We start from the raw sequence: 21672 nt of genomic DNA, 5'->3' as shown, positions 1-21672 counted from the left end.
GCCCGGCCATTGCCATGAGTACGCGGCCGCTTACTGCGCGATCGGTGCGTATTTGCCGTCGTGCCACTGGTTGATGTCGTAGCTGGCGTTCTTCAGATCGCCCTTCTCGTCGAAGGTCACGTCGCCGACCACGGTGCTGAACGGCGTGCCGTTCTTCAGCGCTTCGGCTACCTTGACCGGATCGTCCGTTCCGGCGCGCTTGACGCCCTCTGCAAACGCCTGAACGACGGCGTAGGAGAACAGCGTAAAGCCTTCCGGCACGAAGCCGCCCGCCTTGATCTTGGCGATGGCCTCCTTGGCTTCCGGCTTGGCCTGCGGGTCCGACGGGAAGACGAACAGGGTGCCTTCACCGGCGGGGCCGGCGACCTGCCAGAATTCCGGCGAGGCGATCGAGTCCGGCATGATCAGCTGGAACTTGACGCTCTGCTCGGCCGACTGACGCAGGATAAGCCCGGCTTCCGGGTGATAGCCGCCGAAATAGACAACGTCGGCCTTGAGGTCCTTCAGCTTGGTGACGAGAGCCGAATAATCCTTCTCGCCGGCATTGATGCCTTCATAGTCGATCTCCTTTAGGCCACCGGCATTCATCGTCGCCTTCACGGCATCGGCAACGCCCTGACCGTAGGCGCTCTTGTCATGCAGGATAACGACATTCTTGCCGGCATATTTCTTGGCGATCCACGGGCCAATGAAGGCGCCCTGCGCGTCGTCACGCGTATAGAGACGCATGATCGTCGGCCAGCCGGCCTTGGCGGCGGCATCGGTCAGCTCGGGATTTGAAGAGGCCGGGCTCATCATCAGCGCGCCGGCCTCGGCGTAGACGGCGGAAGCCGGGATGCTCGAACCTGAACAGGCATGGCCGTCAATAAACTTGACGCTGTTGGCAACGATCCGGTTGGCCACCGAAACCGCCTGCTTGGGATCGCACTGGTCGTCCTCGATGTCGAGCTTGATCATCGAGCCGTTGACACCGCCGGCGGCGTTGATCGCGTCGGCGGCTGCCGTTGCGCCCTGCTTGAACTGGTCGCCGATCGTGGCGAGTTGTCCGGTCATCGGGCCGACCACCGAAATGGTGATGTCATCGGCAAAGGCAACCGGAGCGCTCATCATCAGGCCAAATACGGCCGCGCTCAAAATACCCGTTTTTTTCATGGTGATAGAACTCCTCCCACACTCGCGCAGCCGCTCTGGCCGCGCTTCTTTCCGAAGGCGGGACAATTTCATCCTTCATTGGGCCTGTCTAGGCGCATCGGCGCCGCTCGATTGGGCCTCATCAACGCAAAAAGCCACGCCAGCCTGTTCCGGCCGGTCGTGGCTTTTTGCTCGTAGCAGTCCCCATGCGCCCCCGCGCCACGAAAACCTGCCCGCCGTCCCCATTGTGCACGACTGGACCGTGCCGGCCTGCCGCGTTCTTGTTCTTTCATGGTCGGCCGTCTTGTCGCGGCCTTGTCGTTTCACCGGTTCCGACCGTCTTTGCGGTCTTGATCCCGGGGCTTCCCTGTTTTCGATAATCTGCCTGCGATAATCTGCTCGCGATCTCAGTGCATCGTCATCCATTCGCGGGCTTCGCGCAGCGCCTTGGCGATCTCGACCTTGGACATTGCGGCCGACAATTCCGAGCGCAGTTCCGCGGCGCGGACCGAGCCCTTGATGGCGGCGATGTTGAACCATTTGTGGGCGGCAACGACATCGATCTCGCAATCGCGGCCGGTCGCATACATCATGCCCAGTTCGAAAAGAATGTCGGCCTGGGCAGTTGCCCCCATGGCGCCGAAGCCGGCTTCAAGCATTTCAAAACGTGCCATTTTAGTCCCCTGTCTGGCTCCCGAGAGCGGGCCTCTTCTGTCCCCCGGTGTTCCCTGGGGAGCCGCTCTTTCGATGCTTCCGAGAATGAGGCCGAGCCTTGAATCCGTCGTTAAATGGCGTGCTTAATTTGGAGAAAACAAAGCTAAAACAAGAGGTAAACGCGGAAATTCGTTAAGGATACAAAGTCAGCAATCCCGCCGTTTCTCGACCGATTTGACGAAAATTTGCAAGGCGCCGATCAACACTCTGCTAACCACGCGAACCAAAGCCAACGCCTCGATCGTTTCATTTCCACGGGCTGCACTCTCCCGACCCTGCATGAAAATTGCGAAACCTTCCGTCGCGGTACGCTTTTGTTTTGCCAGGAGCTGGATTAGCTTACGTTTGCGTAAGGGGCAGAGAGGCGGCTGCCCCATCTAAACCAGGGAGGACAGATATGTTTCGCAAAGTGAGCTTGGCCCTGGCGGCCGCCGTGATGATGGCTGGTGCGGCTTGGGCCGATCCGATCGAAGGCAATTGGAAGACACAAGCCGGCGACACAGCAGTTATCGGCGGCAGCGGTTCATTCTCCATCACCCTGAAGACCGGCAAATATGCCGGGAAGACCATCGGTTCGCTCAAGGCGGCCGGGGCCAACAAATATGCCGGCAACATCACCGATCCGGCAAACGACAAGACCTATTCGGGCAAGGCAACACTGTCGGGCACCTCGCTCAAAATGAGCGGCTGCGTGCTCGGCGGGCTGATCTGCAAGAGCCAGACCTGGCACAAGCTCTGATCTTGCTGCTTTGAGTTGACCAACGGGGCCTTCACAGGCCCCGTTTTCTTTTGCAGGACGGTCCGCGCCATAGACGACCGTGCCGTTTGCGGCGGCGCAAACCCGAACCGACGCTCTCTCTAAGACCTCGTCAATCACTTTGAACCGCAGATGAACGTCGGCATCAGCGCCGGTTCAGTCGCATCAGGGCATTTTGATGGCGTGTTCAAGGAGACACTACGCAAATGCTCGCTCGCCGCTTCACCATCGTCTGCCTGTTGATGAGCCTGTTCGGGATGCTCTTCGCCATCCTCGTGGCCGAAGCCGGCCGCCCGGCCCGTTCCTGGGATGCAGCCAGTTCCTGCCAATTCGATTGCATGAACCATTTTCGCCCCTGAGACGACAAAGACATAGATCCAAACAGAAAAGCAAAAGCCATGAACCGCATCGCCATCAACGCCCTCCAGACCCTTCGGCTCCTGCCGCGGGCGGCGCTCGTCCTGGTCGTGCTGTCGGCGCCGGTCCTGGTCATGCCGATGATGCGGGCCAATGCCGACACGACGATCGACGCGCCGGCGACGAAGAAGCATGGCGTCGGCTTTGTCTTGCTGGTCAGTCTGCAGCGCGGGTAAGGTGTGCCGGTATTAAGGTGATGCCGGCCTGCAAGTGGCGGCCTTTGGTGCTCACATACTTCGAGTACGCTCCGCTCCGGTTCTCGAAGCCAACCAGTTTGGTCGCTTCGCGCCCGTCTTCGACTCCGGCTCAGCCTTACCTGAATCTCAGCACACCTTGGGCGTGGACGAATAAATCGACCACTTGGCGGCCATCCTCCCCTCCCAAGTGCGGCCTCAAGTCTCTATATTGAGCCATGGAAAAGCGAATCTACCCACAAGCTATCGAATCGGTCGTCATGCCGGAGCCTTTCGGCAAGCAGAGCTTCGACGACGCCAAAAAGGCCGTGGCCGCCTTGCAGGTGCTCTACGACCGCAACACCAAGTTTCTGCGCGACTCCTTTGCCACGCTTGCCGCCGGCGGCGACGAAAGCAAGCGCTACCGCGCCTTCTACCCAGAGATCGGCGTCACCACCAATTCGTTCACCCAGATCGACTCGCGCCAGGCTTACGGCCACATGCCGACCCCCGGGCATTTCTCGACCACCATCACCCAGCCGGTGCTGTTCGAACGCTATCTCGTAGAGCAGCTTCGCCTGATCATGCGCAATCACGGTGTGCCGGTAACGGTTTCGGAATCGACCACGCCGATCCCGCTGCATTTCGCGTTCCTTGAAGGAACCCATGTCGATGGCGCCGCCGCCGACCGCATCAAACGGCCGATCCGCGACCTGTTCGACGTGCCGGATCTTGACGGCACCGACGACCAGATCGCCAACGGCACCTTCGAGGTCGCGTTCGGCGAACCAAGGCCGCTGGCGCCGTTCACGGCGCAGCGCATCGACTATTCGCTGCACCGCATGACGCACTACACGGCGACCAGCCCGCAGCATTTCCAGAACTTCGTGCTGTTCACCAACTACCAGTTCTACATCGACGAGTTCGTCGCCCGCGCGCGGGCCCAGATGGCTGAAGGCGGCCACGGCTATACCGAATTCGTCGAACCGGGCAATGTCATCACCAAGGCAGGGCAAAACGCACCCAGCGAAGGCGTGGCGGCGCCGCGCCTGCCTCAGATGCCAGCCTATCATCTGAAGAAGCCGAACCATGGCGGCATCACCATGGTCAACATCGGCGTCGGCCCGTCCAACGCCAAGACGATCACCGACCATGTCGCGGTGCTGCGGCCACATGCATGGCTGATGCTCGGCCATTGCGCCGGCCTGCGCAACACTCAGGCGCTGGGCGACTATGTGCTGGCGCATGCCTATGTCCGGGAAGACCATGTGCTGGACGATGACCTGCCGGTGTGGGTGCCGATACCGCCGCTGGCCGAGATCCAGGTGGCGCTGCAGGAGGCGGTCGCCGAAGTCACCGGACTTTCCGGCTACGATCTCAAGCGCATCATGCGCACCGGCACCGTCGCCACCATCGACAACCGCAACTGGGAACTGCGCGACCAGCGCGGACCGGTGCAGCGGCTGTCGCAGTCGCGCGCCATCGCGCTCGATATGGAATCGGCCACGATCGCCGCCAATGGCTTCCGCTTCCGCGTGCCCTACGGCACGCTGCTTTGCGTCTCCGACAAGCCGCTTCATGGCGAGTTGAAGCTGCCCGGCATGGCGACCGAATTCTACAAGCGGCAAGTGGCGCAGCATCTGACCATCGGCATCAAGGCGATGGAGAAGCTGGCGGAAATGCCGATGGAACGGTTGCATTCGCGCAAGCTGAGAAGCTTTTCGGAGACGGCCTTTCAGTAGACCGGCTTGCCGTAAATGTTTGCCGCGAGGCGTTTCGTCATCTTGATTGGGCCGCATTTCAGCCGATAAAGGCCTGATACCTCGGCAATGTATTACCCGGTCTATGGGCAAAACCCGGTCTGATGGCACGCGTGCGAAAGATGATGGCTTCAATGGCGTTCCTGGCAATGCTCGGCCTCTCGGCCGCGCTTGTAGCCGGGTTCTTTGGCGCACTGCATCCGGCCTTCGATTCCTTTGCCCATTTCCGCATCCATTTTGCCGTGCTGATGGGGCTGATTGCGCTGCCGCTGCTCGCCACCTCGTTTCGCCTGCAGGCGGGCGTGGGCCTGCTGCTGGCCGTGGCCGCCTTCGCCAGCACGTTGAGCACCTTGCCGCGCCTGTGGCCGGTGCAGGCCGCCAATGACGCCGCGCCCGGCAACGAACCGGTCTACCGGCTGCTGCAGATGAACCTGCGTTTCAACAATCCGACACCCAAGAAGGTTCTTTCGCTGATCGCCAGGACCAACCCAGACGTGATCACGCTCGATGAAGTATCGGCCATGTGGGCGACCGAACTCGGCTATATCCAGAACGCCTATCCCTATCGCATCCTGTGCGCCCATCCCGACGGCGTGTGGGGCGTGGCGCTTTTGTCCCGGCGACCTTTTGCGGCCGGCACCGAGCCGCATTGCGAACCGCGCGGCGCGATGGCGGCCGCCACCGTCGATTTCGGCGGCACTCCGGTCGATGTCGCGGCGATCCATTTGAGCTGGCCGTGGCCGAAGGAACAATACTGGCAGATCGGCGAGTTGACCGAGACGCTCACCTCGCTCGGCGAGACGGCGATCATGGCCGGCGACTGCAACGCCGTGCCGTGGAGCGCCGCGGTACGGCGCGTTGCCTCGCTCGGCGGACTGACCGTGATGCCGTCGGCCGGACCGACCTGGATCCACCGGACCCTGCCCGATTTCCTGCGGCGCTATGCGGGCCTGCCGATCGACCAGGTGTTTTCGAAGGGCGGGGTGACCATCCTGTCGTCGACGCAGATGGAAGAGACCGGCTCCGACCATCTGCCGGTGATGGTGGAATTTTCATTGATGCGCGACGAGACCAAGCCGGTCGACGAGGATTCTACCGCGACTGTGTCGCTGATCCAGCCCAGCATGGGCGGCTAGATCGTACGCCACGGGGCTTACGGTTTCACAAGCCTACCAAGGCCTCGATGATGCGCTCGACATGGCCGCCTTCACTGTGCTCGCGCGCGTCGAAGGCGATCTGTTTTGCCTCATAGAGCTTGGAAGTGGCTTGCAAGCGCCGCGTGGCTTCGACGCGCGTTTTGTTGCATTGTGGATCGTTGGCAAATTTCAAGCCGCGAACCGACCGCTCGGCAGCCTGCATCATCTGCCCGGCGATACGGCCATGGGTTCCTTCATGAGCGAGAACGCCTGTGAAAAACCGGTTCCAGCGTTTGCGTAGCGCCGGCGTGACGGCCGAGGCGACGCGCGGGTAGGTGTAGGCGATGTTGAGCGTTCCATTGGCCTGGCGCAGGCGGCAGACGCCGTTGACCTGACCCACGTCCAGGCTCCAGTCGGCGGTGTAGCTTGTCTGCGCGATGGCGTGGGTCATGAAACCGTGCTTGGGGCCCCTGCGGTTCATGGCGATAACCAGACCGGCACCTGTCATGCCGGTGATGTCATAGGTTCGCGTCTTGACGACGGTTTTCACCCCCGCCGACGCCGTCCCGACGACGCCGCAGGCCGCGCTTATGACGGCGACGCAAAACAAGACCAACACGCGCATGCCATTTTCCCCATGGACGCGGCAATGAGACCACAAGCAGACGACGGTTTCAACAATCTTTGGCGCCGAGCGCCTTACATGCCTTGGTAAACCCGGCCATCGCCGCCATTTTTGCTGGTTGAGACGGCCCCGGTCGGTGAGGCTCACATGCTCTGATAGACCGGGCCTTCGCCGCCTTGTGGCGGCACCCAGTTGATGTTCTGGTTGGGATCCTTGATGTCGCAGGTCTTGCAGTGCACGCAGTTCTGCGCGTTGATGACGAAGCGCACATCCTTGGCAGACGGATCGGCGGCGGCGTTGCCGTCCTTGTCGACCCATTCGTAAACACCGGCCGGGCAATAGCGGGTCGAAGGCCCGGCAAAGACATCATGCTCGGAACGCTTCTGCAACTCCATGTCGCCGACGATGAGATGCACCGGCTCGTTTTCCTCGTGATTGGTGTTGGACAGGAACACCGAGGACAGGCGGTCGAAGGTCAGCACGCCGTCCGCTTTGGGATAGGCGATCTTCTTGTGCTTGGCCGCGGGCTCAAGCGTGGCATAATCGGCCTTGCCATGTTTCAGCGTGCCGAAGGGCGAGAAGCCGAACAGCGTGTTCAGCCACATGTCGAGACCACCGAGGCCGACGCCGATAATGGTGCCGAAGCGCGACCAGAGCGGCTTGACGTTGCGGACCTTCTTCAAATCCTTGCCGATATCGGTCGCGCGCCAGGCGTCCTCATAAGACGACAGTTCGTCATTGGCGCGGCCGGAGCCGATCGCTTGCGCGACATGCTCGGCCGCCAGCATGCCGGACAGCACCGCATTGTGCGAACCCTTAATGCGCGGCACGTTGACGAAGCCCGCCGCACACCCCATCAGCACGCCGCCGGGGAAGGAGAGTTTCGGCACCGACTGCCAGCCGCCTTCGGTAATGGCGCGCGCGCCGTAGCCGATGCGCTTGGCGCCCTCGAAGGTGCGCGATATCGCCGGATGCGTCTTGAAGCGCTGGAATTCCTCGAAGGGCGACAGCCAAGGGTTCTTGTAGTTGAGATGCAGGACGAAGCCGACCGCGACCTGGTTATCCTCGAGGTGGTAGAGGAAGGAGCCGCCGCCTGTCTTCAGGTCGAGCGGCCAGCCGAAGGAGTGCTGCACCAGGCCCGGCCGGTGGTTCTCGGGCTTGACCTGCCACAGCTCCTTGAGGCCGATGCCGTACTTGCCGGGCTCACGGCCGTCGGACAGTTTGTATTTTGCGATCAGCTGCTTGGACAGCGAACCGCGCGCGCCCTCGCCGATCAGCACGTATTTGCCCATCAGCGCCATGCCCGGCGCAAAGCCCGGGCCATGTGTGCCGTCTTTTTCGACGCCCATGTCGCCGGTGACGACGCCCGTGACCGCGCCGGCATCGTTGTAGACGAGGCTGGCGGCAGCAAAGCCCGGATAGATTTCGACGCCTAGCGCTTCAGCCTTGGTTGCCAGCCAGCGGCAGACATTGCCGAGCGAGACGATGTAGTTGCCGTGATTGTTCATCAGCGGCGGCATCAGGATATTGGGCAGACGGAACGAGCCGGCGGGGCCGAGCACCAGGAAATCGTCGGCCGTAACCGGCGTCTTGAAGGGGTGGCCATCTTCCTCGCGCCAGCCCGGCAACAGGCGGTCGACGCCTATGGGATCGACGACGGCGCCTGACAGAATGTGGGCACCAACCTCGCCGCCCTTTTCCAACACCACGACGGAAAGCTCGGGATTGACCTGCTTGAGACGGATCGCTGCGGCAAGGCCCGCCGGGCCGGCCCCGACGATGACCACGTCGAATTCCATGCTCTCGCGTTCGATCTCGCTCATCAACCCCTCCGCTCTGGCCAACCGTTTCCGGCATTTTGCTGGCTCCTGCGCTGCATAGCGCATCAATCCGCGACAGGAAACCGGCGCTGACGTGACAATGCCGATTTCGACAAAAAGTCGCGGATGACAACTCTGCCGCAAGCGTTTTGCGCGCGGCCGCGCTCAGCGTCCCATATTTTAATTGTTCGACGGCTCTCTTATCGGCCATACTTATTTCCATGCGCACGCCGTCCGGCTATTCATTGACGCGCTTCCCCCTTCCGCCCGGCCGGACCTGCCGAGCGATCCTTCTCGCCCTTTCAATGCTTACGCCGGTTCGCGCTCAGGCCGAGCCGGTGAAGGTGTGGGCGACCGGCGCCTATTCCTTTTCCGACGAGCTTGGCGGTTTCCACATCACCGGCGCCTCGGGCACCGGCACCAAGGAAGATCCGTTGGTCATCTCCGAGGAGCTGAATTCGTCGACGCCGGTGACGCTCACCATCCGCACCACCAAACCGATCCAGCCGTTCAGCACCAACGGCGAATTCGCCAACGGCATCCTGTACATGCGTATCGAGGTGCTCAACAACAGCGGCCAGGCCTGGGTCGAATTCCAGTTCGAGCTGCAGGAGATACTCAACCAGCCGAGCGTGTTCGGCGACGGCCTGTCCTTCGACCAGCGCAACAAGACGCCCGACAACATCCTGTCGAGCGCGTACGCCGATTTCGACCGCGATTTCGAACCCTATGACCGGCTCTTGTTCAAGAGTGGACAGATCGACCCGCTGAAGAGGGGACGCTTCGAGTTTCTGATCACCGACTACACGCCGCGCTGGACGTTCTATCTGGTGCAGGATCCGCGGATACCGACGGGGTAAGCGGCAGACGCCGTGAAAATCGCCACGAAATGCCCTTCGTGATTGGCGAAAGCCGACGAGCGCGTAATCTCCCTCCTTGAGGGGGAGATTACTAACCGCCCAACCTTGCAAATCGTCTCTCGGCGGACGAATGTGCCCGGTATGACTGCCGCCTCCCCCAACAACCGATCCGACCTGGCCGAGTTGCTCGCCTTCTACGCCTCTGCCGGTGTCGACGAAGCGTTGGAGGACGCGCCGGTGAACCGGTTTGCCGGGGCAGCACCGAAGCGCCCCGAGCGCACAACGGCGCCTGCCGCGCCGCCTCGCGAAAACAAGTTTCCGGAACAAGCCGCCGCCAGCCCCGGGCTGGACGCAAGCCGGGTGCCGGACGCGCCGGCCCGCTCCGTGCCTGCCATGGCGACCGTGCCAGACGAGGCGCAGGCGGCTCTTGCCAGGCAAATGGCGGCAAGCGCCTCGACGCTCGACGCGCTGCGCCAGCACATGGCGTCCTTCGACGGCTGCAACCTCAAATTCACCGCCAAGAACCTGGTCTTTGCCGACGGCAATCCGGAAGCGTCGGTGATGCTGGTCGGCGAGGCGCCCGGCCGCGACGAGGACATTGAGGGCCTTCCCTTCGTCGGCCGCTCCGGCAGACTGCTCGACCGCATGCTGGCGGCGATCGGGCTTGATCGCACCTCGGTCTATATCGCCAACGTCATTCCCTGGCGGCCGCCCGGCAACCGAACGCCGACGCCGCACGAGACCGAGATCTGCCGTCCGTTCATCGAGCGGCAGATCGAGCTGGTCAATCCGAGGGTGCTGGTCAATCTCGGCGGCCCATCAGCCAAAACCTTGCTCAACACGACCGAGGGCATCCTGCGCCTGCGCGGCAATTGGCAGGTGCACACGACGGTGTCGGGCACTGCCATTCCGGCCATGCCGACGTTGCACCCGGCCTATCTCTTGCGGACGCCGGCGCACAAGAAACTGGCGTGGCGGGATTTTCTCGAGGTGAAAGCGAAGTTGCGAGAGGTGGGCTAGCTAGCTGATCTCCCCCTTGAGGGCCCTTGGAGGGGGAGATGTCGCCGAAGGCGACTGTGGGGTCGTTGCGCGTGGAGCGCCAACGTCCATTTCCGTAAGAAGGTCGCATCCCGTCGAACCCCTTCTGGCCTGCCGGCCATCTCCCCCTCAAAGGGGGAGAAGATTTCGCCTCGGCCTCCGCTTAACCTCCGACGTAATTGAAATCCCTCTCCCGCCGCCTTAATCCTGCCCGATGACAACAGCCCAAACCTCCGCCGGCAGCCTGATCCGCGAATGGCGCACGCGCCGGCGCATGAGCCAGCTTGATCTCGCAATGGAGGCTGAGATTTCCCAGCGTCATCTCTCCTTCGTCGAAAGCGGCCGCGCCGCGCCGTCGCGTGAGATGGTGCTGCATCTGGCCGAGCAGCTTGAGATTCCGCTGCGGCAGCGTAATCAGCTGTTGCTGGCTGCCGGCTTTGCCCCGAGCTTCAGCGAGCGGCCACTCACAGATACGACGCTGGCGCCGGCGCTTGCCGCGGTCGAGAGCGTGCTCAAAGGGCATGAGCCGTTCCCCGCCCTCGCCGTCGACCGGCACTGGAACCTGATTTCCGCCAATGCCGCCATCGGCCCGTTTCTGGCCGATGTTGCCGAGCCGTCGCTGCTCCAGCCGCCGGTCAATGTGCTGCGCCTCAGCCTGCACCCGAACGGCATCGCACCGCGCATCGTCAATCTCGCGGAATGGCGGGCGCATCTGCTGGAGCGGCTGAAACACCAGAACGATGCCGCCGGCGATCCCGTCCTGGTCAAGCTGGAGCGCGAATTGCGAACCTATCCGTCCGGGCTCAAGGGTGCGCGGCCGGTGCCGGTCGAGCCCAACGGCATCGTCCATCCGCTGCGGCTGGCGCATGGCGACCAGGTGCTGTCCTTCATCAGCACCATCACCGTCTTCGGCACGCCGCTTGACGTGACGCTGTCGGAACTGGCGATCGAGTCTTTCTTCCCGGCCGACGAGCAGACGCGAGCGGTGCTGGTGCGGCTGGCGAAGGAACGTGCGGAAGCTAACTGAGCCAACCCCGCGGACCTCCTCACCCCTGTGGTGGCGCTGCCTTGCGCGTTCGGGTGCGTTCCAGGCCGAGTTGGCGCTCGCGCCAGATGATGAACATGCCGGCGGCAACGACGATCACACCGCCGACGAGCGTGTTGATGGTGGCGATATCGCCAAAGGCGAAATAGCCGACGACCACGCCGAGGATCATCGAGGTGTATTCGAACGGCGCCACCACCGAAGCTTCGGCATGGCGGTACGCCGCCGTCATCAAAATCTGCGCCAGCCCGCCACAGAACCCTGCTGCGACCAGCAGACCGGCCTGCAGCGGCGTCAGCGCCTGCCAGCCGAAGGGCAGCGTAAGCAGCGCCATGACACTCGCCGTCGCCGAGAACCACAACACGATGGTCGCTGTTCGTTCAGTCTGGACAAGATTGCGCACGAGCAGGATGGCATTGGCGGAGATTGCTGCAGAAACAAGAGCAGCGATGACGCCCAGCACCTCTTGGTCGCCGAGCGCGACGCCCGACGTGAGCAGCGTCAGCTCCGGCCAGGAGATGATCAGCACGCCGACCAGACCGACCGCAACCGCGCTCCAGCGATAGACGCGAATGGCTTCGCCGAGGAATAGCGAGGAGAACACCACCACCAGCAAAGGCTGGGCATAGTTCAGCGTGATCGCCTCAGGCAGCGGCAGCCGGGTCAGCGCAAAGAAGCCGAGCCCCATGGCGCAAACGCCGACGACACCGCGCGCAATGTGGTTCAGCGGGCGTTTGGTGGCGAACGCCGTACCGAGTTTTCTCTTGAAGGCCAGGAAGGCGATGATCGGGAAGATGGCGAAGAAAGAGCGGAAGAAGACGATCTGGCCGGCCGGCAAAGTGCCGGCGGCCTTGATGCAGGTTTGCATGCCGACAAAGACCGCCACCGACATGACCTTGAGCATGATCCCGGTGAGAACATTAGAGCGCCGCGCGTCGTCTTCGACGCGCAAAGGACGCTCTGACACTTTAAATCTGCGCATCGTGCTTTCCAAAAATCGACATCGATTATTGGGCCGATGCGCGCCGGGATGATGGGACAGTTTCCCGCCCGCTTCGTCTCCAGGTCCGGCTTTCACTGTTCTGTTGCTTCCCGGATCTCCGCTGAGATGCGCGTCGAACGACGCGGTACACAGGCGCCCATGCCGAACTTCGATCTGACGACGGTCATCAAGGCCTCACGATGATGGCGGAAGGGGAACGCCCCGAAATAGGCATTGGCGCAGTTTTGTCGAGTGACCGTTTCGTGTAAAGAGCGCGCAACTTTAGATTAATGGGCCAGGACACGTCAGCGGCTCCGATAGCGACAGGGAAACCCAAGGGAATGCGAACCGATACCGGCCAGGTCTTCAAGCTCGAAGACTACCGCCCCAACGACTTTTCCATCCCGCAAACCGGCCTCACCTTCCGCCTTTCGCCAGACGCAACGCGTGTCACCGCAGTGCTGACGATCGAACGCCGCGATGGCGCCGCCGCCTCGACGTCGCTGGTGCTGGACGGCGACGGGCTGGTGCTCAAGCGCATTGCCATCGACGGTCGCGAGCTTGCCCCGGCCGAGTATCTCGCCACGCCGGACCAGCTGACCATTTTGAGGCCGCCGGCCCGTTTCCAGCTGCTGCTTGAGACCGAGATCGCGCCGGCCAGCAATGAGGCGCTGATGGGCCTCTACCGCTCCAGCAATGTCTATTGCACGCAATGCGAGGCCGAGGGCTTTCGCCGCATCACCTATTTCCTCGACCGCCCCGACATCCTGTCGGTCTATACCGTGCGTATCGAGGCAAGGTTGGACGAAGCGCCGCTGTTGCTTTCAAACGGCAATCCGGTCGAAAGCGGCGCGCTTGCCGACGGCTGGCACTTTGCAGTCTGGCACGACCCCTTCCCCAAGCCGTCCTATCTGTTTGCGCTCGTGGCCGGCAATCTCGGCAAGGTTGCGGACAGTTTCGTCACCATGTCCGGGCGCGAGGTCGAACTCGGCATCTATGTCGAGCCAGGCAAGGAGGGGCTTGCCGGCTACGCCATGGATGCGCTGAAGCGCTCGATGCAATGGGACGAGCAGGCCTTCGGCCGCGAATACGACCTCGACGTCTTCAACATCGTCGCCGTTTCCGACTTCAACATGGGGGCCATGGAGAACAAGGGCCTCAATATCTTCAACGACAAGTATGTGCTGGCCGACCGGGAAACCGCCACCGATGCCGATTTCGCCAATATCGAGGCGATCATCGCGCATGAGTATTTCCACAACTGGACCGGCAACAGGATCACCTGCCGCGACTGGTTCCAGCTCTGCCTTAAGGAAGGGCTGACGGTCTTTCGCGACCATGAATTCTCCGCCGACCAGCGCTCGCGTGCGGTCAAGCGCATCGCCGAAGTGCGCACGCTCAGGGCGCACCAGTTCCCCGAGGACCAGGGACCGCTGGCGCATCCGGTACGGCCGCGCCGCTACCGCGAGATCAACAATTTCTACACGGCGACGGTCTACGAAAAAGGCTCGGAAGTCGTGCGCATGATCCGCACTATCCTCGGGGCCGAGGCTTTCCGCGCCGGCATGGACCTCTATTTCGAGCGCCATGATGGCGAGGCCGCGACGATCGAGGACTTCCTGAAGGTGTTCGAGGACGCCTCCGGGCGCGACCTGTCTCAGTTCGCGCTCTGGTATCACCAGGCGGGCACGCCGAACCTGACCGTCAGTTCGACGCACAATCCGGCGACGCGCGAGTTTACCCTCGAGATCGAGCAGTCGGTGCCGCCGACACCGTCGGAGAGCCGCAAGCGCCTGATGCACATTCCGCTCGCCTTCGGCTTGGTCGGCGCCGGCGGCGAACCGGTCGCCTATGGCGGCGTCGAAGGCGCCACCGTCGAAGACGGTGTCATCCATATCCGCAAGCGCCGACATATGGTGCGCTTCTCAGGCGTCGCCGAGCGGCCGGCGGTGTCGCTCAATCGCGGCTTTTCGGCGCCGATCACACTTTCGGTCGAGCAGAAGGCCGACGACCAGTTCTTCCTCGCCGGCCATGACAGCGATGCCTTCGCGCGCTGGCAGGCGTTCAACACGCTGCTCACCGATGAGCTGATAGCGGCCTTCCGCCAGATCCTCGGCGGCGCGAAGCCGGCTTTCACCGCCAGGCTGACCGGACTTGCCGGCAAGATCGCCGGCGACGAGACCCTGGAACCTGCCTACCGGGCGCTGGCGCTGTCACTTCCGGGCGAGGCCGACATTGCCCGCGACATCGGCACGAACATCGATCCCGACGCCATCTTTGCCGCTCGCGAGGCGTTGGCGCTGGCAATCGCGCGCGCCAATCAGCAAACGTTCACCGACCTATACGGCCGCCTCGCCGGCGACGGGCCGTTCAGCCCCGACGCGGCAAGTGCGGGACGCCGCGCGCTGCGCAACATCCTGCTCGACTACCTCTCGCTGCTGCCGGAAGGTGCTGCGCTCGCCGCCCGGCATTTCGAAACCGCGACCAACATGACCGACCGCGCCGCAGCGCTGACCGTCCTTGCGCACCGCCATGACGGTTCGCCGGAGGCGATCAAGGCGCTGGCCGATTTCGAGGCGCGTTATGGCGCCGATCCGCTGGTCATGGACAAATGGTTCCAGATCCAGGCCAGCGTGCCGGGACGCCGGACAGTCGACACGGTACGCGAGCTGACTGGTCACGCAGCTTTCTCGATGGCCAATCCGAACCGGGTGCGCTCGCTGGTCGGCACATTCGCCAGCGCCAACCAGACCGGCTTCCACCGCGCCGATGGCGAAGGCTACCGGTTTTTTACCCAGACCGTACTCGAGGTTGAAAAACGCAATCCGCAAGTGGCGGCCAGGCTGGCGACAGCGCTGCGCTCGTGGCGCTCGCTGGAGCCGGGCAGGCAAGCCAAGGCCAGGGAAGCGCTGCTGGCCATCGCCGGTGCCGAGAACCTGTCGGCGGATTTGCGGGACATTGTGGAGCGAACGCTAGCCTGATCCCTCCCCCTTGAGGGGACGGTGGACAGCCGCCGAAGGCGGATGGACGGGTGGGGTCGTTGCGGCAGTGCGCGACCTCGACCAACTTGGACCGTGATTGAGAGAGTCGAGCGCTTCGCCGAGGACCCCACCCGGCCCTTCGGGCCACCCTCCCCTCAAGGGGGAGGGATTTCAGCGTTATTTCAATCAATTTTTAATGTTTTTCGGCCGCGCCTCTGGACAAGGCGAATCACCTTTGATTCTTTACAGACGATTCGGACGTGCGGTGTTGCCGGATCGTCAAGCGTACGGAAATTCGGGGAGTGCCATTTATGGCCAAGGCGGACGCGTGGGGCGCGCCCGAAGGGACGGCTTTTGAGCGCCGCAAGGCGCGAGGCGACGGCCTCGCCGGCAATACGCGGCTCATCGCTGAACCAGCCTACCGGCGGCTCCTGGCTGCCGAACCCCTTCTGCGCCGTTCGATACCGGCTCTCATCATCATCTTCCTGATCGTCATCGCCGCACTGCGCGTGCTGTCGCTGATGAACGAGCGCGACGAGGCCGAGCGCGACGTCAAGGCGGTGCTGGGTCTCGCCGCCGGCCAGATGGCGAACGCAATCTCGGCCGACCCGACCGCGGCATCCAGCGGTGCAATTGATCTTCTGGAAAGCACGAGCCGCCAGGGCGCCATGGGCAGAAGCCATGTGCTTGTGATCACCGACAGCGCCTTCAAGATCATTGCCGTGTCGCCGCTGTCGACCGGCTGGCAAGGGCGATCGCTGGACAGCCTGGTGCTGGACGGCCAGCCGCTGTTCATGTTCGGCGACCGCGCCGGGGTCATGGATGTCAGCATCGGCGGCCAGGACTGGTACGCGGCGGTGAGCCTGACCCGGGACCGCAAGAACGCCGCCGCCGTGCTGGTGCCGCAGGAAGCGGCGTTCGACAACTGGCGCAAGACCGTCTCGCTCAACGTCACGCTGTTTGTGCTGACAGCCGGCGTGCTGATCATCATCCTCTACGCCTATTTCGGCCAGGCATCGCGCGCCCAGACAGCCGACCGCATCTATCTCGAAGCCCATCAGCGCATCGACATGGCGCTGGTTCGCGGTCGCTGCGGCCTGTGGGACTGGGACATGGTGCGCGGCAAGATGTACTGGTCGCGCTCGATGTACGACATGCTGGGCTACGAGCCCTGCAACTCGATGCTGTCGTTCGGCGAGGTCGACGACATCATCCACCCCGAGGACGGCGACCTGTTCGAGCTGGCCAACAAAATCGTCGAGCGCGAGATCGACCATATCGACCAGGTGTTCCGGATGCGTCACGCCGACGGCCAGTGGGTGTGGATGCGCGCCAGGGCCCAGGTGATCGACCCGGAAGCGCCTGAGATCCAGCTGATCGGCATTGCCGTCGACGTCACCGAGCAGCGGCATCTGGCGCTGCGCTCGGAGGCGGCCGACCTGCGCCTGCGGACCGCGATCGAAAACATCAACGAATCCTTCGTGCTGTGGGATGCCGCCCAGCGCCTGATCATGTGCAATTCCAAATACCAGAAGGACAACGGCCTGTCGGACCGCGACGTCATGCCGGGCGCTGCGCGCGCCGTGCTTGAAGAGCGCATGCTGGCCTTCGCCTCTGAACGGCGGCTGGCCAACACCAACGGGCCGCAAGGGGGCGCAACCTTCGAGCGGCAGCTCTCCGACGGCCGCTGGCTGCAGGTCAACGAACTGAGGACCCGGGACGGCGGCACGGTCTCCGTCGGCTCCGACATCACCCAGATCAAGCTGCACCAGGAAAAGCTGGTCGACAGCGAGCGCCGGCTGATGGCGACCATCCACGACCTCAGCCTCGCCCGCCGGGCCGAGGAAGAGCGCGCCAAGGAACTGGTCGAGCTCAACCGCGAATATATGAAGGAAACCGAGCGCGCCGAGGCCGCCAATCGGGCCAAATCCGAATTCCTGGCCAACATGTCGCACGAGCTGCGCACGCCGCTCAACGCCATCATCGGGTTCTCCGAACTGATGGAACAAGGCCTGTTCGGGCCGCTCGGTTCGCCGCGCTACGAGGAATATGCCAACGACATCAACGGCAGCGGCAAATATCTGCTCGGCGTCATCAACGACATACTCGATATGTCGAAGATCGAAGCCGGCCAATTCTCGGTGGACCGCGAGGAAATCGATCTCTGCCCGCTGATCCGCGAGACGGTGCGGGTGATCTCGCTGCAGGCGGCGGAGAAATCGATCACGGTCGAAACCCGCATCGCCGATACGATGACGCTGTTCGCCGACCGCCGGGCGATCAAGCAGATCGCCATCAATCTGCTGTCGAATGCGGTGAAGTTCACCGGCCAGGGCGGCCATATCTCGGTGCGCGCCCGCAACACGTCAGGCGCGCTGGTGCTGACCATCGAGGACAATGGCTGCGGCATTCCGAAGGAGGCACTGAGCAAGCTTGGCCGCCCCTTCGAACAGGTGCAGAACCAGTTTTCGAAGAACCACGCCGGTTCCGGCCTCGGCCTTGCCATCTCGCGCTCGCTGGCCGAGTTGCAAGGAGGAGCGCTGAAAATCCGCTCGACCGAAGGCGTCGGCACGATCGTGTCGGTGCGCATCCCGGTGAAGAAGGCGCAACCGGCGGTGAAGGCGGCGGCCTGACGGCCCGCCAATGCGAGCGGTGCTCTCCGCCGCGTTCAAGGACTGAGTAGCCCCGGTCATGTAAGGGCTCCGGCGGCTTTCGCCGCCGGAGACATATCGCCATTTCACTCCATGCTGTCGTCGCCGCCGTCCCATTGGTGGTGGCGGCCCATGCGGCCTTTCTTTGGGAGTTCGTTGCGCTCGATCTTGCCGTCATTGTTGCGGTCGAGCATGGCGAACACCTTCTTCTCGCGCCCGGTGATGTCGTCCGTGGTCAGCGTGCCGTCGCCCTTGCTGTCGTAGCGGGCAACGATGCGCTTGGCCATTTCCTCGAACCGCGCCTTCTCCAGCGCGTCAGCGAGCTGGGCGACTGTCAGCTTGCCGCCATTATCGGCGACCAGCTTCTTCAGCCGCGCGTTCATGGCGTCGGAAAACTGGTCGAAGCTGATGGTGCCGTTGGAATCCTTCATCGCCTTGTCGAGGCGCATCATGGTGCCCTCGCGCATTCTGGCGCTGGCATTGTTCTCGGCATAGGCGGTGGTGCCGACGGCGCCGGCAAGCGCGATGAAGGCAAGGGCAAGTCCGGTTGTCTTTCTCATGGGTATCTCCTGTTGCATCGTCACCCCCGATGCGATCCGAAACAGCCGCCAGCGCTTCACGCCCTCACAACCGTTTCGTACGAAGCAAAAGGTCGAAATCCTTTCTGACCTTTTGCGACGTCTCCTTGAGATGTGCTTCCAGCACACCGAAATCCGGCAGGTCAGTCACCGCCAGAAGCAGATCCGACAATCCCGGCGGAACGTCATCGCGTTCGAATGCGCCGGTGAGGCAAAGCCGCGTCATCTGGGTCAGCGCCAGATAGAGCTGGTAGGCTTCGCAAAGCTGCTGCCTGACGTCGGCCTCGGCGAAATCCGGCGACAGATGCGCCAGGATTGCGCCGGTCGCGGTCACCCTGCGGCCGGCTTCGACCTGCCCGGTTATAACCGCCACCTGCGCGATGAATTCGAGGTCGATGAGGCCGCCGGAGATGAGCTTGATGTCCCAGAGATCGCGCGGCGATTTTTCCTTCTCGATCAGCGCGCGCATCTCGGATGCCTCCGCCCTCACCTTGGCGGCGTCGCGCGGCAAGGCCAGAAGTGCCGCCACCTCGGCCTCGACCTCGGCGCAAAGGGCCGCGTCGCCGCCGATGGCGCGCCCCCGGGCCAGCGCCATGTGCTCCCAGGTCCAGGCCTCCTGGCGCTGGTATTTCTTGAAGGCATCGATGTGGGTGGCCACCGGCCCCTTGTTGCCGGATGGCCGCAAGCGCAGGTCGAGCTCGTAGAGAACGCCTTCGGCGGTCGGCGCCGAGACAGCCGCGATCAGCCGCTGCGTCATCCTGGTATAGTAGTGCGATGGTGCGAGCGGCTTGTCGCCGTCGGACTCGTCGGCATCCGGGTCGTGGTCGTAGAGCAGAATGAGGTCGACGTCGGAGCCGGCGGTGAGCTCGCGGCTGCCGAGTTTGCCCATGCCGAGCAGCGACACGGTGCCGCCGGCGATGCGGCCATGACGCAGCGCGAATTCGGTGGTCACCGCCTGCAATGCGGCGTCGATGGTGAGGTCGGCGAGATCGGAAAAGGCGCGGCCGGCGCGCGCCGGGTCGATCGAGCCGGCGAGCAGCCTGACACCGATCAGGAATTTCTGCTCGGAGGCAAAGATGCGCAAACGGTCGAGCACGTCCTCATAAGCCCGGTCGCCTTCGATGAAAGCGGCCAACCGCGCTGAGAGATAGGCTCGGTTGGGCAGTTCGGCGAGCAGCGCCGGGTCGAGCAGACCGTCGAAGACATGCGGGCGCCTTGTGATGATTGCCGCCAGCCGAGGCGCGGCGCCCATGATCGTCGCCATTAGTTTCAGCAGGGCGGGATTCGACTGCAGCAGCGAAAACAGCTGGATGCCGGCGGGCAGGCCGGCGAGGAATTCGTCGAAGCGAACCAGCGCCTCGTCGGCCCGGCGCGTCTGGCCGAAGGCTTTGAGCAGCGCCGGCGTCAGTTCGGTCAGCCGCTCGCGCGCTTCCGCAGACTGGGTGACGCGGTAGCGGCCGAAATGCCAGCCTCGAATCACGCGGCAGATGTCGCTTGGCCGCTGGAAGCCAAGGCCGTGCAAGGTCTGCAGCGTGTCGGGATCGTCGACATCGCCGGTGAAGACCAGATTGCCGACGCCGGCCGACAATTCAGGCGCGGTCTCGAACAGCGCGGCGTAATGGCGCTCGACCTCATGCAAAGCCGCGCGAAAGGTTTCGGCAAATCTGGCGGCATCGGCAAAGCCCAGCATATGGGCGATGCGTTCCAGCCCTTCATCATCGTCGGGCAGAATATGCGTCTGCTCGTCGGCGACCATCTGGATGGCGTGTTCGACGCGGCGCAGAAACCAATATTGCTGCGTGAGCGCGTCGCGTGCATCGGCGGTGATCCAGTTGCGCGCCGCCAGCGCACCCAGCATCGGCACCGTCTCGCGCCCGCGCAGCTCCGGAAAACGGCCGCCGGCGATCAGTTGCTGGGTCTGGACGAAGAATTCGATTTCGCGAATGCCGCCGCGGCCGAGCTTGACGTTGTGTCCTTTGACCGCGATCTCGCCATGACCCTTGTGGGCATGGATCTGGCGCTTGATCGAATGAACGTCGGCGATCGCCGCATAGTCCATGTATTTGCGCCAGACATAGGGCTGCAATTCCCGCAGGAACGCGTCCCCGGCATCGAGATCGCCGGCCACGGGACGCGCCTTGATCATGGCGGCGCGCTCCCAGTTCTGGCCGCGCGCCTCATAGTAGCGAAGTGCTGCCTCGACCGGGATCGCCAGCGGCGTCGAGCCTGGATCGGGACGAAGCCTCAAATCGGTGCGGAAGACATAGCCGTGCCCGGTGCGGTCCTGCAGGATGCGGACCAGCCTGCGGGTCAGGCGCGCAAACAGCTCTGTGGCCTCGAGCGGATCGACGATTGCCGGCGCATCCGGATCGAAGAAGACGACGAGGTCGATATCGGAGGAGAAATTCAGTTCATGCGCGCCAAGCTTGCCCATGCCGAGCACGATCCAGCCGGATTGCCGTGACGGATTTTCGGGATCGGCCAATTTGAGCTTGCCTTGGCTGTGCGCCTCGCGCAGCAGGAAGTCGACCGCCGCGCAGGTGCAGGCATCGGCGAGATTGCTGAGGCGCCTTACCGTCAGCGCGGCATCGGCCTCGCCGGAGAGGTCTGCAAGTGCGATCAGGAAGTGAGCTTCACCCTTCCACTGCCTGAGTTCCATCATCAGGCTGGATTCGGAAACGGTCTCGGAAAAGGCGGCCTTGCCGATCGCTTCGGCGATGGCGAGCAGCCGAGCCTCGACACTGCCATCGAACAGCGCGTCGAGGATTTGCGGCCGGCGGCGCGCAACATCGCGGAGGAAGGGCGAGAGATCGAAGACGGCAGCGAGAAACTCCTGTGCGGTGCCCTTGCCTCCTAGGAATTTCGCCAGCCTCGGCAGGTTCTCGTCCTTGGCATCGCCAGCGATCTCCGACAGTTCACGCCGGGCGCGGGCCTCATCCAGCGGCGCGAGCTGCGCCGCCAGTTGCAGGCGCCATTCGGTCTCGATCCGTTTCGCAGCCATCCT

Annotated in this window: 17 protein-coding genes; 9 read left to right on the top strand and 8 right to left on the bottom strand. The window is 63.3% G+C overall.

The window, feature by feature from the left end; genetic code table 11:
• Positions 1-30: 30 nt before the first annotated feature.
• Together NKI06_RS21165 and NKI06_RS21160 are read right to left on the bottom strand one after the other, a co-directional pair.
• Positions 31-1152, bottom strand: a complete 1122-nt coding sequence (locus NKI06_RS21165) for an ABC transporter substrate-binding protein (RefSeq protein WP_023687260.1) — start codon at positions 1150-1152, stop codon at positions 31-33.
• Between the two features lie 386 nt (positions 1153-1538).
• A complete protein-coding gene (locus tag NKI06_RS21160; RefSeq protein ID WP_023747480.1) occupies positions 1539-1805 on the bottom strand; it encodes an SEL1-like repeat protein in 267 nt (88 codons plus the stop codon).
• A 437-nt stretch (positions 1806-2242) separates the two neighbouring features.
• Here NKI06_RS21160 and NKI06_RS21155 point away from each other — a divergent pair, with 437 nt between their 5' ends.
• Positions 2243-2584: a DUF2147 domain-containing protein gene (locus NKI06_RS21155; RefSeq protein ID WP_023687258.1), complete on the top strand. Its 342-nt coding sequence runs from the start codon at positions 2243-2245 to the stop codon at positions 2582-2584.
• 134 nt (positions 2585-2718) lie between these two features.
• On the opposite strand, the gene NKI06_RS21150 is transcribed toward NKI06_RS21155, so the two are convergent.
• Positions 2719-2949, bottom strand: coding sequence for a hypothetical protein (locus NKI06_RS21150; RefSeq protein ID WP_156935551.1), 231 nt, complete (start codon positions 2947-2949; stop codon positions 2719-2721).
• 51 nt (positions 2950-3000) lie between these two features.
• Between NKI06_RS21150 and NKI06_RS21145 the strand changes: the two genes are divergently transcribed.
• From NKI06_RS21145 to NKI06_RS21135, 3 genes are all read left to right on the top strand, one after another.
• Positions 3001-3195, top strand: coding sequence for a hypothetical protein (locus NKI06_RS21145; protein ID WP_023702175.1), 195 nt, complete (start codon positions 3001-3003; stop codon positions 3193-3195).
• A gap of 278 nt (positions 3196-3473) precedes the next feature.
• Entirely contained in the window at positions 3474-4934 is a 1461-nt protein-coding gene (locus NKI06_RS21140; RefSeq protein ID WP_023731828.1) for an AMP nucleosidase, read from the top strand.
• Between the two features lie 140 nt (positions 4935-5074).
• Entirely contained in the window at positions 5075-6088 is a 1014-nt protein-coding gene (locus NKI06_RS21135; RefSeq protein ID WP_155922474.1) for an endonuclease/exonuclease/phosphatase family protein, read from the top strand.
• A gap of 25 nt (positions 6089-6113) precedes the next feature.
• Here NKI06_RS21135 and NKI06_RS21130 read toward each other — a convergent pair whose 3' ends face one another.
• Positions 6114-6860 (bottom strand): DUF922 domain-containing protein, encoded by a 747-nt coding sequence (locus tag NKI06_RS21130; RefSeq protein ID WP_348524362.1) that lies wholly within the window; start codon positions 6858-6860, stop codon positions 6114-6116.
• On the bottom strand, positions 6857-8536 hold the full coding sequence (locus NKI06_RS21125; protein WP_023805715.1) for an electron transfer flavoprotein-ubiquinone oxidoreductase: 1680 nt from the start codon (positions 8534-8536) through the stop codon (positions 6857-6859). The genes NKI06_RS21130 and NKI06_RS21125 overlap by 4 nt, the downstream gene beginning before the upstream one ends.
• Before the next feature lie 302 nt (positions 8537-8838).
• Here NKI06_RS21125 and NKI06_RS21120 point away from each other — a divergent pair, with 302 nt between their 5' ends.
• From NKI06_RS21120 to NKI06_RS21110, 3 genes are all read left to right on the top strand, one after another.
• Positions 8839-9393, top strand: a complete 555-nt coding sequence (locus NKI06_RS21120) for a hypothetical protein (RefSeq protein ID WP_023698594.1) — start codon at positions 8839-8841, stop codon at positions 9391-9393.
• Positions 9394-9534: 141 nt separating this feature from the next.
• Complete coding sequence (locus tag NKI06_RS21115; RefSeq protein ID WP_352986948.1) at positions 9535-10413, top strand: uracil-DNA glycosylase; 879 nt, start codon at positions 9535-9537, stop codon at positions 10411-10413.
• A 232-nt stretch (positions 10414-10645) separates the two neighbouring features.
• Positions 10646-11458, top strand: a complete 813-nt coding sequence (locus NKI06_RS21110) for a helix-turn-helix domain-containing protein (RefSeq protein WP_352986946.1) — start codon at positions 10646-10648, stop codon at positions 11456-11458.
• Between the two features lie 19 nt (positions 11459-11477).
• Here the strand turns inward: NKI06_RS21110 and NKI06_RS21105 are convergent, their stop codons facing one another.
• Positions 11478-12380, bottom strand: a complete 903-nt coding sequence (locus NKI06_RS21105) for a DMT family transporter (RefSeq protein ID WP_023687251.1) — start codon at positions 12378-12380, stop codon at positions 11478-11480.
• Positions 12381-12799: 419 nt separating this feature from the next.
• Here NKI06_RS21105 and pepN point away from each other — a divergent pair, with 419 nt between their 5' ends.
• Positions 12800-15439, top strand: coding sequence for an aminopeptidase N (pepN, locus tag NKI06_RS21100; RefSeq protein ID WP_352986945.1), 2640 nt, complete (start codon positions 12800-12802; stop codon positions 15437-15439).
• 311 nt (positions 15440-15750) lie between these two features.
• A complete protein-coding gene (locus NKI06_RS21095; protein ID WP_352986944.1) occupies positions 15751-18072 on the top strand; it encodes a PAS domain-containing sensor histidine kinase in 2322 nt (773 codons plus the stop codon).
• Positions 18073-18176: 104 nt separating this feature from the next.
• On the opposite strand, the gene NKI06_RS21090 is transcribed toward NKI06_RS21095, so the two are convergent.
• Positions 18177-18650 (bottom strand): EF-hand domain-containing protein, encoded by a 474-nt coding sequence (locus NKI06_RS21090; protein ID WP_023732018.1) that lies wholly within the window; start codon positions 18648-18650, stop codon positions 18177-18179.
• Positions 18651-18714: 64 nt separating this feature from the next.
• Positions 18715-21669, bottom strand: a complete 2955-nt coding sequence (locus NKI06_RS21085; protein WP_502900604.1) for a bifunctional [glutamine synthetase] adenylyltransferase/[glutamine synthetase]-adenylyl-L-tyrosine phosphorylase — start codon at positions 21667-21669, stop codon at positions 18715-18717.
• Between the last annotated feature and the right edge of the window lie 3 nt (positions 21670-21672).

It is taken from the genome of Mesorhizobium sp. M0772 (assembly GCF_040320135.1).
GTDB lineage: Bacteria > Pseudomonadota > Alphaproteobacteria > Rhizobiales > Rhizobiaceae > Mesorhizobium.
Note: the sequence above shows the minus strand (reverse complement) of the source record. Positions and strands in the feature narration are given on the sequence as shown.

Excerpts from the sequence above, each read along its gene's own strand:
- NKI06_RS21165 (WP_023687260.1), bottom strand. The coding sequence starts at position 1,152 with ATGAAAAAAACGGGTATTTTGAGCGCGGCCGTATTTGGCCTGATGATG.
- NKI06_RS21160 (WP_023747480.1), bottom strand. The coding sequence starts at position 1,805 with ATGGCACGTTTTGAAATGCTTGAAGCCGGCTTCGGCGCCATGGGGGCA.
- NKI06_RS21155 (WP_023687258.1), top strand. The coding sequence starts at position 2,243 with ATGTTTCGCAAAGTGAGCTTGGCCCTGGCGGCCGCCGTGATGATGGCT.
- NKI06_RS21150 (WP_156935551.1), bottom strand. The coding sequence starts at position 2,949 with ATGGTTCATGCAATCGAATTGGCAGGAACTGGCTGCATCCCAGGAACG.
- NKI06_RS21145 (WP_023702175.1), top strand. The coding sequence starts at position 3,001 with ATGAACCGCATCGCCATCAACGCCCTCCAGACCCTTCGGCTCCTGCCG.
- NKI06_RS21140 (WP_023731828.1), top strand. The coding sequence starts at position 3,474 with ATGCCGGAGCCTTTCGGCAAGCAGAGCTTCGACGACGCCAAAAAGGCC.
- NKI06_RS21135 (WP_155922474.1), top strand. The coding sequence starts at position 5,075 with ATGATGGCTTCAATGGCGTTCCTGGCAATGCTCGGCCTCTCGGCCGCG.
- NKI06_RS21125 (WP_023805715.1), bottom strand. The coding sequence starts at position 8,536 with ATGAGCGAGATCGAACGCGAGAGCATGGAATTCGACGTGGTCATCGTC.
- NKI06_RS21120 (WP_023698594.1), top strand. The coding sequence starts at position 8,839 with ATGCTTACGCCGGTTCGCGCTCAGGCCGAGCCGGTGAAGGTGTGGGCG.
- NKI06_RS21115 (WP_352986948.1), top strand. The coding sequence starts at position 9,535 with ATGACTGCCGCCTCCCCCAACAACCGATCCGACCTGGCCGAGTTGCTC.
- NKI06_RS21110 (WP_352986946.1), top strand. The coding sequence starts at position 10,646 with ATGACAACAGCCCAAACCTCCGCCGGCAGCCTGATCCGCGAATGGCGC.
- NKI06_RS21105 (WP_023687251.1), bottom strand. The coding sequence starts at position 12,380 with ATGCTCAAGGTCATGTCGGTGGCGGTCTTTGTCGGCATGCAAACCTGC.
- pepN (WP_352986945.1), top strand. The coding sequence starts at position 12,800 with ATGCGAACCGATACCGGCCAGGTCTTCAAGCTCGAAGACTACCGCCCC.
- NKI06_RS21095 (WP_352986944.1), top strand. The coding sequence starts at position 15,751 with ATGGCCAAGGCGGACGCGTGGGGCGCGCCCGAAGGGACGGCTTTTGAG.
- NKI06_RS21090 (WP_023732018.1), bottom strand. The coding sequence starts at position 18,650 with ATGAGAAAGACAACCGGACTTGCCCTTGCCTTCATCGCGCTTGCCGGC.
- NKI06_RS21085 (WP_502900604.1), bottom strand. The coding sequence starts at position 21,669 with ATGGCTGCGAAACGGATCGAGACCGAATGGCGCCTGCAACTGGCGGCG.